Genomic DNA, 15,012 nt, shown 5'->3' with positions numbered 1-15,012 from the left:
CGCAGTGAGCGCCGAAAACCGCGTTGAAGAACAGCAATGCTTCGCGCGCGCTTCCACAGTGGACCGCGCGCTGGGGGTGGAGGCGTCGTGTCGGGTGTGATCCAGGGCTTCGGCGTCATCGGCGCCATCGTTCTGGTCGGTTACGTGCTGGGGCGGACCGAGGTGCTCGGCGACCACGGGCGCGAGGTGCTCGCGAAGATCTCGTTCTACGTCGGCACCCCGGCGCTGCTGCTGCAGATGCTCTCCGAGTCCGACGTGCACGTCCTGTTCTCCGCTCCGCTGCTGGTCACCGCGCTGAGCACGTTCGCGGCGGCGGCGCTGTTCGTGCTGGTGGCGTTGTGGCGGCGGTGGAACGTCCGGCGCACCACCATCGGCGCGCTGTGCTCCAGCTACGTCAACGCCGGCAACCTGGGCATCCCCGTGGCGGTCTACGTCCTCGGCGACGCGACCCTCGTGGCTCCGGTGATGCTGTTCCAGCTGCTGGTGATGACGCCGATCGGGCTGACCGTCATCGACTTCGCGCAGGCCGGGGAGAAGACCTCGACGTGGTCGCGGCTGCTGGCACCGTTCAAGAACCCGATCGTGATCTGCTCGCTGCTGGGCGTCTCGCTGTCCCTGCTGGGCTGGCGCATCCCCGGGCCGGTCTCCGAACCGCTGACGCTGCTCGGACACCTCTCGGTGCCCACCGTGCTGCTCGCCTTCGGCGTGTCGCTGCGCGGCTCGCAACTGCCGGCGGGCGGGGCCGAGCGGTGGCCGGTGCTGGTGTCGGTCGGGCTGAAGTCGTTCGTGCACCCGGTCATCGCCTGGGCGATCGGCGCGGGGCTGTTCGGCATGGAAGGCGCCCCGCTGTTCGCGGCGGTGGTCATCTCCGCGCTGCCCGCCGCGCAGAACCTGTTCGTCTACGCCTCCCGCTACAACGTCGGAGTCCGGCTGGCCCGGGAGTCGATCCTGCTCTCCACGATCCTGTCGGTCCCGGTGCTGGTCACGGTCACCGCCCTGCTGGGCTGACCCGCGCTCAAGCCCGGTGCATCGGCGGCGGGGTGTGGGCCGCGACCTCGGGGGGCGGGCCGGTGAAGAGCTCGACGTCGACGTGGGTGCGCTGGCCCGCGCACCCCTGCGAGAGGCGTGAGGCGGGGACGTCCTCGGTGAGGACGTTGGGGTTGCCGTGCGCGCACAACTCCTGGCCCGGCTGTTGCGGATCGGGCTGCGGATCGAACCACGCCCCGGTGGGCAGCACCGCGACACCGGGACGCACCCGCTCGCTGATGCGGGCACCGGCCAGGCACGAGCCCCGGTCGTTGAACACCCGCACCACCGAGCCCTCGGTGATGCCGCGCGCGGCGGCGTCGTCGGGGTGCAGCGTGACCGGTTCGCGGCCGGCGACCTTGGACTCGCGGCTGACCGCGCCGACGTCACCCTGCCCGTGCAACCGGGTCGGTGGCTGGTTGGCGATCAGGTGCAGCGGACCGCGACGCTCCTGCGGCAGCCAGACGGGGTGCCCCGGGCAGTCGTCGTAGCCGAACGACTCGACCGTCGCCGAGTGCAGCTCGATGCGTCCGCTGGGCGTGTGCAGCGGGTCGCCCTCGGGATCCGCGCGGAAGCGCACCAGCGGCGGGTTCTCGGGCATCGCGGGAAGTCGCAGCTCACCGTCCGCCCAGAAGGTGTCGAAGTCCGGCAGTTCGTGGCCCTGGGCGCCCAGCTGGTCCCGCCACTTGTCGTAGAGGTGCTCCAGCCAGCCCCGGGCGCTGCGCCCCTCGGTGAAGCGCTGCCGCACGCCGAGCCGTTCGGCGAGCCCGCTCAGGATGCTGAAGTCGTCGCGCGCCTCGCCGACCGGGTCCAGGACGCGGTGCATCGCGGTGAGGTGCGTGTCGCGGCGCCCGGCGCCGAGGTCTTCGCGTTCCAGCGTCGTGGTCGCCGGGAGCACGACGTCGGCGTGCCGGGCGGTGGCGGTCCAGTGCGTCTCGTGCACCACCACGGTTTCGGGCCGGGCGAACGCGCGACGCAGCCGGTTGAGGTCCTGGTGGTGGTGGAACGGGTTGCCGCCCGCCCAGTGCACCAGCCTGATGTCGGGGTAGGTCAGCCGCTGTCCGTTGTAGTCGTACCGCGCTCCCGGGTTGAGCAGCATGTCGGCGATGCGCGCGACCGGGATGAACGTGCCGACGGGGTTGGGGCCCTGCGGCAGCGTCGGCAGCCACAGCACCGGTCCTTCGTCGCCGACGTCGGCCATCGAACCGTAGCCGTGCCCGAAACCGCCGCCGGGCAAGCCGATCTGACCCAGCATCGCCGCGAGCGCGATCCCGGCCCACACCGGCTGCTCGCCGCCCCGGGCGCGCTGCAACGACCAGGTGACCGTCACCAGCGTGCGCCCCGAGGTCATCCGGCGGGCCAGTTCGCGGATGTCGTCGGCCGCGATCCCGCAGATCGGGGCCGCCCACTCCGGTGTCTTCGCGACGCCGTCGGTCTCGCCCCGCAGGTAGTCGGCGAAGACGTCGAACCCGGTGCAGCAGCGGGACAGGAAGTCGGTGTCGTGCAGGTCCTCGGCGAGCAGGACCTGCGCCAGGGCGAGCTGCATCGCCACGTCGGTGCCGGGCTCGATCGAGTACCAGCGCCCGCCCGCGGGAACGTCGGCGCTCAGCGGGCTGATCGAGGCCACCGCGACTCCCGGATCGGCCGCCGCGGCGGCGCTGGTGTGCCGGGTGACGCCGCCGGGCGAGACCGACAGGTTCTTCGTCGGCAGCCCGCCGAAGGCCACGATCAGGTCGGTGTGCTCGCGCACGGTCGCCCAGCTGTCGGCGTAGCCGAGCACCGCGGCCGAGCTGCCCACCACGTGCGGCAGCAGGACCTGCGAGGTCCCGAAGCTGTAGTTGTTCCGGGAGGACGTGTAGCCGCCGATGGTGTTGAGGAACCGGTGCAGCTGCGACTGCGCGTGGTGGAACCGCCCGGCGCTGCCCCAGCCGTAGGAACCGCCGAAGATCGCCTCGTTGCCCGACTCGACCCGCACCCGGTCCAGCTGCGCGGCGACCAGGTCCAGCGCGGTGTCCCACTCGACCTCGACGAACTCGTCCCGGCCGCGCTGCGCGGAGGGACCCGGTCCACCGGTGAGCCAGCCGCGCCGGATCGCCGGGCGCATGACGCGCGTGTCGTGCCGCGCGATGCCCGGCACGTTGCCCAGCAGCGGCGAGGGGGCCGGGTCGTCGGGGTGCGGGCGGACCCGGACACCGCCCTCGGCGTCGGCCGCCGCCCGGTAGGCGCCCCAATGCGCGGTCGTCGGCACCCAGCGCTCGGTCGGCATCCGGCTCCTCCCGTGGCCGGAGGTGCTCCGACCTGCGAACTCGTGGTCGGCCCCGATGTTACCGGCGCTCGGAGAACGTCACCGACGCCTCGGCGGAGACCTGATCCGAGCGCACCGACATCGTCCCGTCCTCCTCGCCGCACACCAGCACCGGATCACCGGAGAACACCGGGCGGCGCAGCCGGTAGGACACCGAGCCGAGGCTCCCGTGCTCGCGGGCGAGCTCGGTCATGAGCAGCACCAGCATCGGTCCGTGCACCACCAGCCCCGGATAGGCCTCGACCTCGCGGCAGTAGGGCTCGTCGTAGTGGATCCTGTGCGTGTTGGCGGTCAGCGCGCTGAACCGGAACAACCGCGTCGGCTCACCGACGAACCGCCGTTGCCACGGCGCGCCGGAGGACGGGAAGTCGGTGGGCCGCAACCGGTCCGGGCTCTTGGTGTCGGTCTCACCGCTGCGGTAGACGTAGTCGACCTCCTCGGCGATCCGCAGCCGGCCGTCCTGGCGGAACTCGCGGCGCTCGGTCACGAACGCCATCTCGCCGGAACGACCCTGCTTGACCTTGACACCGCCCAGCTCGGTGGTCCGCTCGGCAGGGGTGCCCAACCGCAGGGGCTCGTCGATCGTCACCCGCCCGCCCGCGAACATCCGGCGCCGATCGGGCACCGGCGGCAGGAAGTCGCCGTTGAGCGGGTGCCCGTCGGGGCCCAGTTCGGAGTGCGGCGGCCAGGACAGGAAGTGCACCCAGTGCCAGAGCGGAGGCAGCTCGTCGACCGGCGCCGGTACCTCCAGCACGTTGGCCAGCGCCCGCGACTGCTCCGGCCCCATCGAGTCGTGCTCGACCACGGCCTCCGGCCGCCAGTCCCGCAGAAACTCCTCCAACACCCGATACCTCCTCGTCGACCTTCGAGGTGCCCCGGTCATCCAAACATGCCGGAAGCCTCAGCGGAGGTAGACGCGGGCCGGATCCACCTCGTGCCTGAGCGTGCGGAGCTCGGCCTCGGTGGGCGGGGCGATGGTGCTGAGGTCGTCGGCGACCTGGAGGTCCCAGCCGGTGGCCTCGCGGACCTGATCGGCGGTGACGCCCGGGTGGGTGGCCACGAGGCGGAGCTCCTCACCGGCCCCGTCGCGCGCGAGGATCCCGAGGTCGGTGATGACCCGGGTGACCCCCTTGCCGCGCGGGCGGATCCCGTCGGCCAGGGCGCGATCCGGGCCCGGGGAGGTGCAGAAGTCGAGTTCGGCGGTGAACGAGCGGGGGTCGTGGCGCCGCATCACCACGAAGACCTCGCCGGAGTTGGCCATGACCTCCATGGCCCCACCCGAACCCGGCAGCCGGACCGCGGGGGAGTGCCAGTCGCCGATCACCGAGGAGTTGAGGTTGCCGAAGCGGTCGATCTGCGCGGCACCCAGGAAGCCGACGTCGATCCGCCCGCCCTGCAGCACGTAGCCGAACAGCGCGGTCATCGGCAGCACGGCCTCCGAACCGGTGATCAGCACCGCGTCGGCGATCGTCTCCGGCAGCTGGTCGGGATGCGCTCCGCACACCCCGGACTCGTAGACGATCTCCACGTCCGGCGCCACCGTCCGCTGCGCCAGCGACACCGCCAGCGTCGGCAGGCCGATCCCGGCGAAAACCGTGTTCGCACCGGCGAGTTCACGCGAAGCGACCGAAGCCAGCAGCTCCGACGACGTGATGGACATGATCCTCCTCAAAGCCTGCGGCCGTAGTTGACCGGCTCGCTCCACGCCTCGCCCACGGCCAAGCCCGCCCAGCGCTGCTCACCGAGCTTGGCGACGTACTCGGAGTGGTCGGCCGTGCCGAACACCCACTCGTCCAGCCACGTCCGCAACCGGTCCGGATCGCCGCTGATCCGCGACCACTCGCGGTAGAACTCGCCGTCGCGGTCGTAGTAGCCCTGCACGAACGCCGGATGCGCGCCGCGCGGGCACTCCACCACCGCGTCCACCGCGTGCGCGGGGATCACCGTGCGGTTCGGGTCGGAGCGCACGACCTCGTCGGCCACCACCTCCTCGACCACCACGATCGCCTTGCGCGCGGCGTAGACCGCCTCGGCCTGGATGCCCGTCAGACCCCAGATCTGGGTGTTGCCGGACCGGTCCGCGCGCTGCGCCTGCACGATCGTCACGTCCGGGTTCAGCGGCGGGACCACGTAGATCTGCTCCTCGCCGCCGTCCTGATCCGGATAGGGCGAGGTGACCTTGCGGATTCCCGGGTTGATGCCGGGAACATCGCTGCCGGCGTAGGAGCGCAGCGGGTAGAACGGCAGCCGCTGCGCACCGGCCAGGTAGCGGCAGATCATGCCGTAGTGGCTGTACTCCTCGAAGTCCAGAGCGCCCGCCTCGACCCGACGTCGCAGCTCGCCGAGCGAACCGGCCGTGGAGTTGCCGACGAACGAGGAGATCAGCCTGCTCACGCAGTCACCCGCGATGAGCTGGTCGGTGACCACGTCCGCGGTCATCCGCGCGATGGTCAGGTCCCGGTGGCCCTGCCGGATGATCTCGTGGCCGGCCGCGGTCGGGATCAGGTGCGTGAAGCCCTCCAGCGACACCGTGGCGCCGTCGGTGACGAACTCGGCGATGGCATCCCGCATCGACGTGGTCTTGTCCGACTTGCTGACCTGCGACATCGATGCCCCCAGGGGTTCTGCGGTTCGCCTGCGCCTCAGCCTGCCACCCCGGATTGAGACAGGTCCAATACCGAATTAGTGTCAGATCCAGAGCGGAGTCGAATAGATCGGGGATGGGTGTGGAGCTGCGCTACCTGACCGCCTTCGTGGCGGTCGCCGAAGAGCTGCACTTCGGCCGCGCCGCCAAGCGCCTGCAGATGGCCCAGCCGCCGCTGAGCCAGCAGATCAGGCAGCTCGAGAAGGAGCTCGGCGTGCGGCTGTTCGAGCGCAACACGCGGTCGGTGCGGCTGACCAACGCGGGGGAGTCTTTCCTCGAACCCGCGCGCACCGTCCTCGACGACGTCGACATCGCCGTCGGCGCGGCCAGAGCCGCCGGGCGAGGCGAACGCGGGCGCGTCACCGTCGGGTTCGCCGGGGCCTCCAGCCACGAGGCGCTGCCGGTGCTCACCCGCGCGGTGCGCGCCGCCCACCCGGGCCTGGAACTGGTGATGCGCGGGCAGACCTACGCCGACGTCGCCCTGGCCAAGGTCGCCGACGGAACCCTGGACCTCGGGTTCGTCCGGATGCCGGTCAACCAGCCCGGCGTGAACACCCGCGTCATCGAGGTCGAAGAGCTCATCTGCGCCCTGCCCACCGACCACCGGCTGGCCGAGCTGGACCGCGTCCCGATCGCCGAACTCGCCGAGGAGCCCTTCGTCAGCTTCCCCTCCAACGCCGGGTCCACGCTGCGCGACGCCCTGGTCAAGGCGTGCGTGGCAGGTGGATTCACCCCGCGCGTGGTGCAGGAGGCACCGGATTCCTACACGATCCTCGCCCTGGTGGCGGCTGGTGTCGGAGTCACGCTGACGCTGACCTCCTGCCAGCACATCCAGCAGACCGGCCTGGTCTACCGCGCGCTCGCCGGCGAACCGACCCGCTTGCGGGCCGCGCTGGCCTGGCGCGAGGACAACACCAACGCCGCGCTGCACACCGTCCTCGGCATCGCCGAAACCGCCCTGCCCACCCCCGATTGATCTGAGCTGCGTCTCAAAGGGGTGTCGATTTTGTATTGGACGCCCCCGCGTTCGGCCTGCCACGGTTGCCGCGATCACACCGGGTTCAAAGGGGAACGCATGAGCAGCGCGCGCACGGCGAACCGTGCTGGTTTCGGGGCCTTCATCGGCTCCACCATCGAATGGTTCGACTTCTACATCTACGGCACCGCCTCCGCGCTGGTCTTCGACAAGGTCTTCTTCCCCGAGCTCGACGGCGCCCTGGGCACGCTGGTCGCCTTCGCCACGTTCTGGGTCGGCTTCCTCGCCCGCCCGCTCGGCGGCATCATCTTCGGCCACGTCGGAGACCGGTTGGGCCGCAAGAAGACCCTGGTCATCACCCTGCTGATGATGGGCATCGCGACCACCGCCATCGGACTGCTGCCCGGCTACGCCGAGATCGGGGTGTGGGCGCCGATCCTGCTGGTGTGCATCCGGATGGTCCAGGGGATCGGGCTCGGCGGCGAGTGGGGAGGCTCGGTGCTCATCGCCTCCGAGCACGCCCCCAGGGGCAAGTCGATCCTCTACGGCGCCTTCGCCCAGCAGGGCTCGCCGGTCGGCAACACGCTCAGCACAGTCTGCTTCCTGCTGATCAGCAAGCTGCCCGAACCCGACATGCTCAGCTGGGGCTGGCGCATCCCGTTCCTGGCCTCGGCCGCACTGGTTGTGGTGGGCCTGTTCATCCGGCTCCGCGTCACCGAGTCCCCGGCGATGGAACGGCTCATCCAGACCAGGAAGACGGCGAAGCTGCCGGTGTGGGAGGTCGTCCGCTCGCACCCGGGACTGCTGGCGCTGGGCATCGGCGCCTGCACCATCGGCCTGTCGGCCACCTACTTCAAGTCGACGTTCGCGCTCGCCTGGGCCACCAGCGACCTCGGGTTCGCCAAGACCGACTTCCTGACGATCATCCTGGTCGCCAACATCGCCCAGATCCTCGTGCAGCCCTTCGGCGCCGTGATCGCCACCAAGATGCGCAGCCTGTCGCGCGCGGTGACGTTCATGCTGCTCCCGGAAGTGGTGCTGCTGCCGCTGATGTTCGTGCTCATCGGCACCGAGAACTACTGGCTCGCCATGATCGGCGTCGCGGTGGCCACCGTGCCGCACTGCCTGTACTACGCGGCGATGGCAGGCATCCTCGCCGGCCGCTTCCCGGCCGAGGTGCGCTACACCGGGCTCTCGCTGTGCTACCAGCTCTGCGGCACCCTGCTCGGCGGAACCACCCCGGTGGTGGGCCAGTTCCTGCTGAGCGCGTCGGGCTCGATCAACGTCGTCATCGCCTACGCGCTGTTCCAGGTGCTGCTGACCCTGGGCTGCATGCTGTTGCTGCTGCGGCGGCCCAGTCATGACGAACGCGACATCCCGGGAGGCGAAGGTGACCAGAGCACGCTGGATCCGGCGGCCGGAAGGGTCCAACTGGGGTGACTTCGGGCCTGACGACAGGCTGGGCCGGATGAACCTGCTGACCCCGCAGCGGGTCCGGGCTGCGGCTGCCGAGGTGCGCGAGGGCATCACCCATGCGCTGAGCATGCCGCTGACGCTGCCCGGCGGGAACGGGTTGAACCCCAACCGGTTCCCGCCGGTCCTGCGTCCCACCCGCCGCTTCGGCGAGATCAACTTCAACTACGAGCTGCGCCGCAGGGTCGAGGGTGCCACCGACGTGCTCTGCGACGATCTCGCCGTGCTGCACCTGCAGTACTCGACGCAGTGGGACTCCTTCGCCCACGCCGGAGCGCTGTTCGACGCCGACGGCGACGGAGTCGCGGAACCGGTGTTCTACAACGGGTTCCGAGCCGATGAGGACATCGTCGGGCCGTCCGAACTGGACGAATCCGGGTTCGACGGCCTGCACGAGCGCACCACCTCCACCGGCGGAGCGCTGGGCATCGACAACCTCGCGCGCACCGGGGCGCAGGGCCGGGGCGTGCTCATCGACCTGCGCAGGCACCTCGGCGAGGAACGCACCGTCGTCGGCTACGACACCCTCGCCGAGATCATGGCCGCCGACGGGGTCGAGGTCGAGGAGGGCGATCTGGTGTGCCTGCACACGGGTTTCGCGCAGCGGCTCGTCGAGATGGACGGCGACCCCGACCCGGACGTCCTGCACGGCTCGTGCGCGGCCCTGGACGGGCGTGACGAGCGGCTCCAGCAGTGGATCACCGACACCGGGCTGAGCGCCCTGATCGCCGACAACTACGCCGTCGAGAACCTGCCGTCACGCCCGGCCGACCCTCCGGCACCGGCGCTGCCGCTGCACCACCACTGCCTGTTCAAGCTCGGCGTGCACCTCGGCGAGCTCTGGCACCTCACGCCCCTGGCGGACGACCTCCACCGCCTCGCCCGCTCCCGCTTCCTGCTCACGGCCCCACCCCTCAACCTCCCCGGAGCGGTCGGCTCCCCGACCACCCCGGTCGCCACCCTCTGACCCGGACCAACCCCGCCGAACGTCCACCGGCAACCGCCCGCTCACAATCGGCAACCGCCCGGCTCTGTCACGTCCCGCCCCAGGCCCCCGAGCACCCCGGTAATCCGCCCCCGGGGTCGGGTTGTCGGTGCACGTGACCTCGCCTCCAGCTGGGCTTCCCGATTTCAGTGGAAATCCTCTGCCGGATTTCAGTGGAAGTCGGAACCCGGATTTCCACTGAAATCCGGGAAGCCGGGTGACCAACACGCGTCTGGACGCTCCCGTCCCCGGAATACCCGGTAATCCGTGTGCCGCAGCTTCGTGGTGCGGGGGTGGGGGTTAGGGCCAGGGGAGGGTTCGGCGGGAGTGGAAGTGGCGGTGTTCGCCGGTTCTGGGGTCGGTGAACTCCAGGGATCGGGCCAGGAGTCGGAGCGGGTCGGTGAAGTCGTCCGGGGACTTCGCGCGGACCTCGGGGTAGAGGTCGTCGCCGACGATCGGCAGGCCCAGGGAGTTGAGGTGGACGCGGAGCTGGTGGGTGCGTCCGGTGCGGGGGTGCAGGCGGTAGCGGGCGAGGTCGTCGCGGCGTTCGAGGAGTTCGACGCGGGTTTCGGCGTTCGGGGTGCCCGGTTCCTCGACGGCGGCCAGCACGCCTCGGTGCTTGATGATCCGGCTGCGGACGGTGCGGGGCAGCGTCAGGTCCGGGTCGTAGCCGGCGACGGCCTCGTAGGTCTTGTCCACCCGCCGGTCGTGGAAGAGGGTTTGGTACGCGCCGCGCAGCGCGGGGTCGACCACGAACAGCACCACACCGGCCGTGGCGCGGTCCAGGCGGTGCGCGGGGGAGAGGTCCGGCAGGTCCAGCTGCCTGCGCAGGCGGATGAGCGCGGTCTCGGTGATGTGCCCGCCGCGCGGCGTGGTGGCCAGGAAGTGCGGCTTGTCCACGACCAGGATCTCCTCGTCGCGGTGCAGGATCTCCAGCTCGAACGGCACCGGCGTCTCCGGCGCCACGTCGCGGTGGAACCACACGAAACCGCCCGGCCGGTAAGGGGAATCCGGCGCCAGCGGACCGTCGTGGGTGACGAACCGGCCCGCGCGCAGCATCTCGTCGATGCGGTCCGCCGCCAGCTTGGGGATCCGCTCGACGAGGAAGTCCCGGACGGTCGCCCACCGCCCGTCGGTGGGCAGGTGCAGCCGGACCGGGTCCAGGCCGTCGCGCTGGGGCAGCGGTGAGCGGAGCTTGCGGCGCATGGTCCGGCCAGCATAACCAGAGGTCACAGGTTCATCTTGAAGCCCTCGTGGGCGAGCACGTCGTCGACCGGCAGCCCGACGGTTCCGGCGAGGTCGGCGAGCGACGCCCGGCAGACCTGGTACTTCGTCGTCCCCACCAGGATCTCCTCGGACGCGCGCCTCATCCCAGGAGCTTGGCGAAGAACCAGCCGACGCGGCTGACCTTGCGGACCTGCGGGTTGCCCTCGATGCCGTGGATCTCCCACTGCTGGCCGCACTCCGGGCACCGGTACAACCCGATCTGGGTGGGCACCTCACAGGGATGGCCGCGCCGACCTCGTCTCATGACTCGATCTCACCACATCCGCGCTGCGCGGTGCGGTGAAAAGCACCGCTGAAACGGTGACTTTGTACCTTACGCTCCGCATCGGGGCAGCCGTAGCTTCGGCGGGGTGAACACGACACGAGGAGTTCGAATCAGTCGCGGCACTGGCAGGCCGGATCCTGACACGCGTGGTTGAGGCCGGGCAGCGGAGGAGTCTCCACCCGGTCCCCGCGGCCGATGGTCAGCGCCGCGATCACCCCACCCGCGGCGCACATGCCCGCCGAGATGTGCAGCGCGGTCGCGAACCCGGGCCCCAGCGGTGCGCCGTCACCGGTGCCCGCCAGCCCGGCGACGACCGGCAGCACCGCCACCGCCAGCAGCCCGGCCAGGCGTGACACCGCGTTGTTGACCCCCGAGGCGACGCCGCCCCGTTCCGGCCCGACCGAGCCCAGCACGGCCGCGGTCAGCGGAGCGACGGTGATCGACAGTCCCAGTCCGAACACCAGCACGCCCGGCAGCACCCCGCCCAGGTAGCTCGCACCGGCTTCGGCGCGGGTGAGCAGCCACAACCCGGCCGCGCAGGCGAACGGCCCGATCGTCATCGGCACGCGCGGGCCGGTGCGCTGCGCCAGCGCACCCACCCGGCCCGACAGCAGCAGCATGATGATCGTGATCGGCAGCGTGGCGATGCCGGTCTCCAAGGCCGTGTAGCCCATCGTCTGCTGCAGCTGCAACGACAGCAGGAACAGCGCACCGCTCAGCGCCGCGTAGACGGTCAGGGTCACCAGGTTCGCGCCGGTGAACTGCGAGGACCGCAACAGCGACAGCGGCAGCAGCGGACTCGGGTGGCGCACTTCCAGCCACGGGAACACCACGAGCGCGGTGACTCCGACCACCGCAGCCGTGGTGGAGGCGGTGTCCCAGCCGGCGGTCGGGACCTCGATCAGCGCGAAGATCGTTCCGGTGAGCCCGACCGTGACCGCCACCGCGCCGCCGATGTCCAGGCGTCCGGTGGCGTTCGGGTCCCGCGTCTCGGGTACGTGGCGCAGTGCCAGCAGCGCGGCCGCGGCGATCGGCACGTTGATGAAGAACACCCACCGCCACGACGCGGCGTCCACGAGCCAGCCGCCCACGAACGGCCCGATCGCCGAGGACACGCCGGTCAGCCCGGCCCAGCGGCCCACGGCCTCGCCGCGGTCGTCGGGGTCGATGGAGGCGTTGATCAGCGCCAGGCTGCCCGGGACCAGCAGCGCCCCGCCGACGCCCTGCGCCAGCCGCGCGACGATCAGCGCTTCGCCGGTGGGGGCCAGCCCGCAGCCCAGCGAAGCGAGGGTGAACACCACCAGCCCGATCGTGAACACGCGGCGTCGGCCGTAGCGATCGCCCAGCGCGCCGCCGAGCAGCAGCAGCGCGCTCAGCGTGAGCAGGTAGGCGTCCAGCACCCACTGCAGGACGCGCAGTCCGCCGCCGACGTCGCGGCCGATGGCCGGCAGCGCCACGTTGACCACGGAACCGTCCAGGAACGCCACCCCGGAACCGAGGATGGTGGCCAGCAGGATCCAGCGGCCGGAACCGGACCGAAGAGCGACGGCGGTGGACACGCGCCGACGATAGGCCGCTACCCGGCCAGGGGCACGGCCAGGCCCTCGGCGGGGAGCACCGAGGCGATCGCGTCGGGGGAGTAGCGCGCGAGCAGCCCGAGACCCAGCTGCGCGCGACGCACCCGTTCGCGGCCCAGCGCGACGGCGGTGGGGGTGAGGTGGCTGCCGCTGGGGTAGATGTTCGGCGCGTTGCGCAGTCCGAACTTGACGTAGACCGGGGCCGCGACGCGCACGATCTCGGCGATCTCGAAGTGCCGGACGAATCCGCCCATGTCGTCGGGTGCCTCGACGTAGATGTCCAGCGGAAGGTCCGTGGCGGCCCGGATCGCCGCCAGCTGACCGAGGCTGAGATCGGTGGGCACGTTGTAGGTGTCGGCGCCCAGGTCCTCGGCGATGCGCACGGCCGCCGGGTTCGACAGGCCCATCTGGACGCTGATCTTGAACTGCAGGTCGGTGGGCAGGTCGCCGGCCTCGCGCATCGCGGAGGCGACCTTGAGCACACCCAGGTCGGTGACGAGCACGCTGCGGATGCCGGACTCGGCCGTGCGGCGGATGTCCTCCAGCACGTGCACCAGCTGCTCGGTGCCGCGCGCCTGCGCGGCCACCGGCGCTCCGCCCGAGGACACCGCCATCGCGCTGGTGTCCCAGCCGGCCAGCGGCCGGGCGAACAGGCTCAGCTCGACCGATCGCCTGGCGGCGGTGGAGGCCATGGCGGCGAGTTCGTCGTCGGTGAGCAGCATGCCGCCGCTGCCTTGGGAGATCCGGTGCACCAGCACGCCGCGGGCGTCGGCCTCGGCCAGCACCGCGTCGAGCACCTCGGGGCCTTCGGTGCTGGGGATCTCCACCCGGTACTGGGCGCCGTCGGGGAATCTCTTGTCGCTGGTGACCGCGGTGTCGTCGGTGGGCAGACCCAGGGATCGCAGGAAGTCACGTGTCTGGCGCACCTGTGAAATCTCCGTTCGATATTCCGAACAACGTTCGTAAAATCGTATGGTCGGAATGAAGCGAAGGTCAATACGCCGTCGAAATCAGGTACGATGTTCGAAATACCGGTCAACCAGGGGTTGGCCTCGAAGCGGAAGGAGCGCCAGCGTTGGCACGAGCGGTACCGGCCGTGGAACGGGCATTCGACGTCCTCGAACTGTTCCTGGAGGCCGACGAACTCAGCGCGCCGGAGATCACCGCGCAGCTCGGGCTGCCGCGCACCACGGTGCACGAGCTGGTCGGCACGCTCAACGAGCGCGGCTATCTGATGCCCACCGGGCGCGCCACCAACAAGTACCGGCTGGGCGTGCGCAGCTTCCAGCTGGGGTCGGCCTACGCCGAGCGGCTGGACCTGGCCCGGGAGGGGCAGCTGGTCGCGGAGGAGATCGCCGAGCGCTGCCAGGAGACCGTCCACGTGGGCGTGCGCGAAGGCGCCGACGTCCTCTACGTCTCCAAGGTGGACAGCAGCCACCCGGTGCGGATGGTCTCCGCCGTCGGGCGCAGGCTCCCGGCGCACTGCACGGCGCTGGGCAAGACCCTGCTGGCCTCGCTGCCGCGCGCCGAGGTCGACGAGATCTACAGCGGCCACAAGCTCGACCCGATGACCGAGCACAGCATCACCAACCGCAAGGCGCTGCGCAAAGAGCTCGACGAGATCGCCGAGGACGGCGTGGCCCGCGAGTACTGCGAGTCCAACGAGTCCGTGGCGTGCGTGGCCGCGCCGGTGCGCGACACCAGCGGTGAGGTCGTCGCGGCCATGAGCATCTCGGTGCCGATCCTGCGCTGGAACGACGAGACCGAGGCCGCACTGCGCGACCTCGTCCGCGACGGTGCCGCCGCGTTGTCCGAAAGGCTCGGCCACACCGCCTGAAGGAGTGCGTGGAGCACGAAGCCGAGGTGGTACTCCTGCTCGCGGGAGGACCATCTCGGCTTCCGCGTCTCCGACGCGTTGCGAATCCGAGCCGGGATCAGCGCCGGACGATGACCACCGGGCACTTCGAGTGCAGCGCGGAGCGCTGGCTCACCGACCCCAGCAGCGCGCCGTAGAAGCTGCCGTGGCCCCTGCTGCCCACGACCAGCAGGTCGGCCTCGGCGGAGGCGTCGATGAGGGCCTGCGCGGCGTGGCCGTGCACGAGCTCGCGCTCGATGGTCACCTCCGGCGTGGTCTGCTTGAACTCCGCGACGGTCGCGTCCAGGCATTGCCGGGCGGAGTCCTCGAAGTCGTCGGGCGGCATCGGACCGCCTTCCCAGGAGTAGAACGCGGGGAACTCCCAGGCGCTGATCGCGCGCACCGTGGAACCGGTGAGCTTGGCCTGTTCGAGCGCCCAGCGCATCGCGCACTTCGAGGGTTCCGATCCGTCCACGCCGACGACGATCCTGCCGTGCTCCGTCATGACGACCTCCCGCGTTGGCCCTGTCTCCATGGAAGTACGGGAGACTGATCCGCGTCCAGTCCGACGCTGTTCACGCGGCGTGTCGGCCCCGCCATCCCCGCATCGGTTAACACG

General features: G+C 70.8%; 15 protein-coding genes. 5 read left to right on the top strand and 10 right to left on the bottom strand.

The genetic code is table 11. The features are described from left to right. Window positions 1-87: 87 nt before the first annotated feature. Window positions 88-1,008, top strand: a complete 921-nt coding sequence (locus tag AB0J91_RS13110) for an AEC family transporter (RefSeq protein WP_363788784.1) — start codon at window positions 88-90, stop codon at window positions 1,006-1,008. A gap of 7 nt (window positions 1,009-1,015) precedes the next feature. On the opposite strand, the gene AB0J91_RS13105 is transcribed toward AB0J91_RS13110, so the two are convergent. Genes AB0J91_RS13105 through AB0J91_RS13090 form a run of 4 tightly spaced genes read right to left on the bottom strand, consistent with a single transcriptional unit; the run spans window position 1,016 to window position 5,938 of the window. Continuing rightward, window positions 1,016-3,292, bottom strand: coding sequence for a molybdopterin-dependent oxidoreductase (locus AB0J91_RS13105; protein WP_363867647.1), 2,277 nt, complete (start codon window positions 3,290-3,292; stop codon window positions 1,016-1,018). Between the two features lie 58 nt (window positions 3,293-3,350). Next, complete coding sequence (locus AB0J91_RS13100) at window positions 3,351-4,175, bottom strand: hypothetical protein (RefSeq protein ID WP_363867644.1); 825 nt, start codon at window positions 4,173-4,175, stop codon at window positions 3,351-3,353. 57 nt (window positions 4,176-4,232) lie between these two features. Then, window positions 4,233-4,991: a CoA-transferase gene (locus AB0J91_RS13095; protein WP_363788779.1), complete on the bottom strand. Its 759-nt coding sequence runs from the start codon at window positions 4,989-4,991 to the stop codon at window positions 4,233-4,235. Between the two features lie 8 nt (window positions 4,992-4,999). Then, entirely contained in the window at window positions 5,000-5,938 is a 939-nt protein-coding gene (locus tag AB0J91_RS13090; protein WP_363867642.1) for a CoA-transferase, read from the bottom strand. A gap of 119 nt (window positions 5,939-6,057) precedes the next feature. Here AB0J91_RS13090 and AB0J91_RS13085 point away from each other — a divergent pair, with 119 nt between their 5' ends. The 3 genes from AB0J91_RS13085 to AB0J91_RS13075 all read left to right on the top strand — a co-directional run bounded on the left by AB0J91_RS13085 (window position 6,058) and on the right by AB0J91_RS13075 (window position 9,391). Beyond that, window positions 6,058-6,951 (top strand): LysR family transcriptional regulator, encoded by an 894-nt coding sequence (locus AB0J91_RS13085; protein WP_363867784.1) that lies wholly within the window; start codon window positions 6,058-6,060, stop codon window positions 6,949-6,951. 99 nt (window positions 6,952-7,050) lie between these two features. After that, entirely contained in the window at window positions 7,051-8,391 is a 1,341-nt protein-coding gene (locus AB0J91_RS13080) for an MFS transporter (protein ID WP_363867639.1), read from the top strand. After that, the gene (locus AB0J91_RS13075) at window positions 8,342-9,391 is read left to right on the top strand and encodes a cyclase family protein (RefSeq protein ID WP_363867636.1); all 1,050 of its coding nucleotides are present in this window, start codon (window positions 8,342-8,344) and stop codon (window positions 9,389-9,391) included. The genes AB0J91_RS13080 and AB0J91_RS13075 overlap by 50 nt, the downstream gene beginning before the upstream one ends. A 318-nt stretch (window positions 9,392-9,709) precedes the next feature. Here AB0J91_RS13075 and AB0J91_RS13070 read toward each other — a convergent pair whose 3' ends face one another. From AB0J91_RS13070 to AB0J91_RS13050, 5 genes are all read right to left on the bottom strand, one after another. After that, window positions 9,710-10,615 (bottom strand): RluA family pseudouridine synthase, encoded by a 906-nt coding sequence (locus tag AB0J91_RS13070; protein WP_363867633.1) that lies wholly within the window; start codon window positions 10,613-10,615, stop codon window positions 9,710-9,712. A gap of 23 nt (window positions 10,616-10,638) precedes the next feature. Beyond that, window positions 10,639-10,779, bottom strand: a complete 141-nt coding sequence (locus AB0J91_RS13065; protein WP_363867631.1) for a hypothetical protein — start codon at window positions 10,777-10,779, stop codon at window positions 10,639-10,641. Further along, complete coding sequence (locus AB0J91_RS13060) at window positions 10,776-10,907, bottom strand: hypothetical protein (protein WP_363867628.1); 132 nt, start codon at window positions 10,905-10,907, stop codon at window positions 10,776-10,778. Before AB0J91_RS13060 ends, AB0J91_RS13065 begins: the two co-directional genes overlap by 4 nt. Before the next feature lie 164 nt (window positions 10,908-11,071). Further along, complete coding sequence (locus AB0J91_RS13055; RefSeq protein WP_363867625.1) at window positions 11,072-12,520, bottom strand: MFS transporter; 1,449 nt, start codon at window positions 12,518-12,520, stop codon at window positions 11,072-11,074. A gap of 17 nt (window positions 12,521-12,537) precedes the next feature. Continuing rightward, window positions 12,538-13,464 (bottom strand): U32 family peptidase, encoded by a 927-nt coding sequence (locus AB0J91_RS13050; RefSeq protein ID WP_363867622.1) that lies wholly within the window; start codon window positions 13,462-13,464, stop codon window positions 12,538-12,540. A gap of 149 nt (window positions 13,465-13,613) precedes the next feature. Between AB0J91_RS13050 and AB0J91_RS13045 the strand changes: the two genes are divergently transcribed. Further along, on the top strand, window positions 13,614-14,375 hold the full coding sequence (locus tag AB0J91_RS13045; RefSeq protein WP_363867619.1) for an IclR family transcriptional regulator: 762 nt from the start codon (window positions 13,614-13,616) through the stop codon (window positions 14,373-14,375). A gap of 97 nt (window positions 14,376-14,472) precedes the next feature. Here AB0J91_RS13045 and AB0J91_RS13040 read toward each other — a convergent pair whose 3' ends face one another. Then, window positions 14,473-14,898, bottom strand: coding sequence for a universal stress protein (locus AB0J91_RS13040; RefSeq protein ID WP_363867616.1), 426 nt, complete (start codon window positions 14,896-14,898; stop codon window positions 14,473-14,475). Window positions 14,899-15,012: the final 114 nt, after the last annotated feature.

The sequence above is a fragment of the Saccharopolyspora sp. NPDC049357 genome (assembly GCF_040677225.1).
GTDB lineage: Bacteria > Actinomycetota > Actinomycetes > Mycobacteriales > Pseudonocardiaceae > Saccharopolyspora.
The sequence above is the reverse complement of the archived record's forward strand: the minus strand, read 5'-3'. Positions and strand labels throughout refer to the sequence as shown.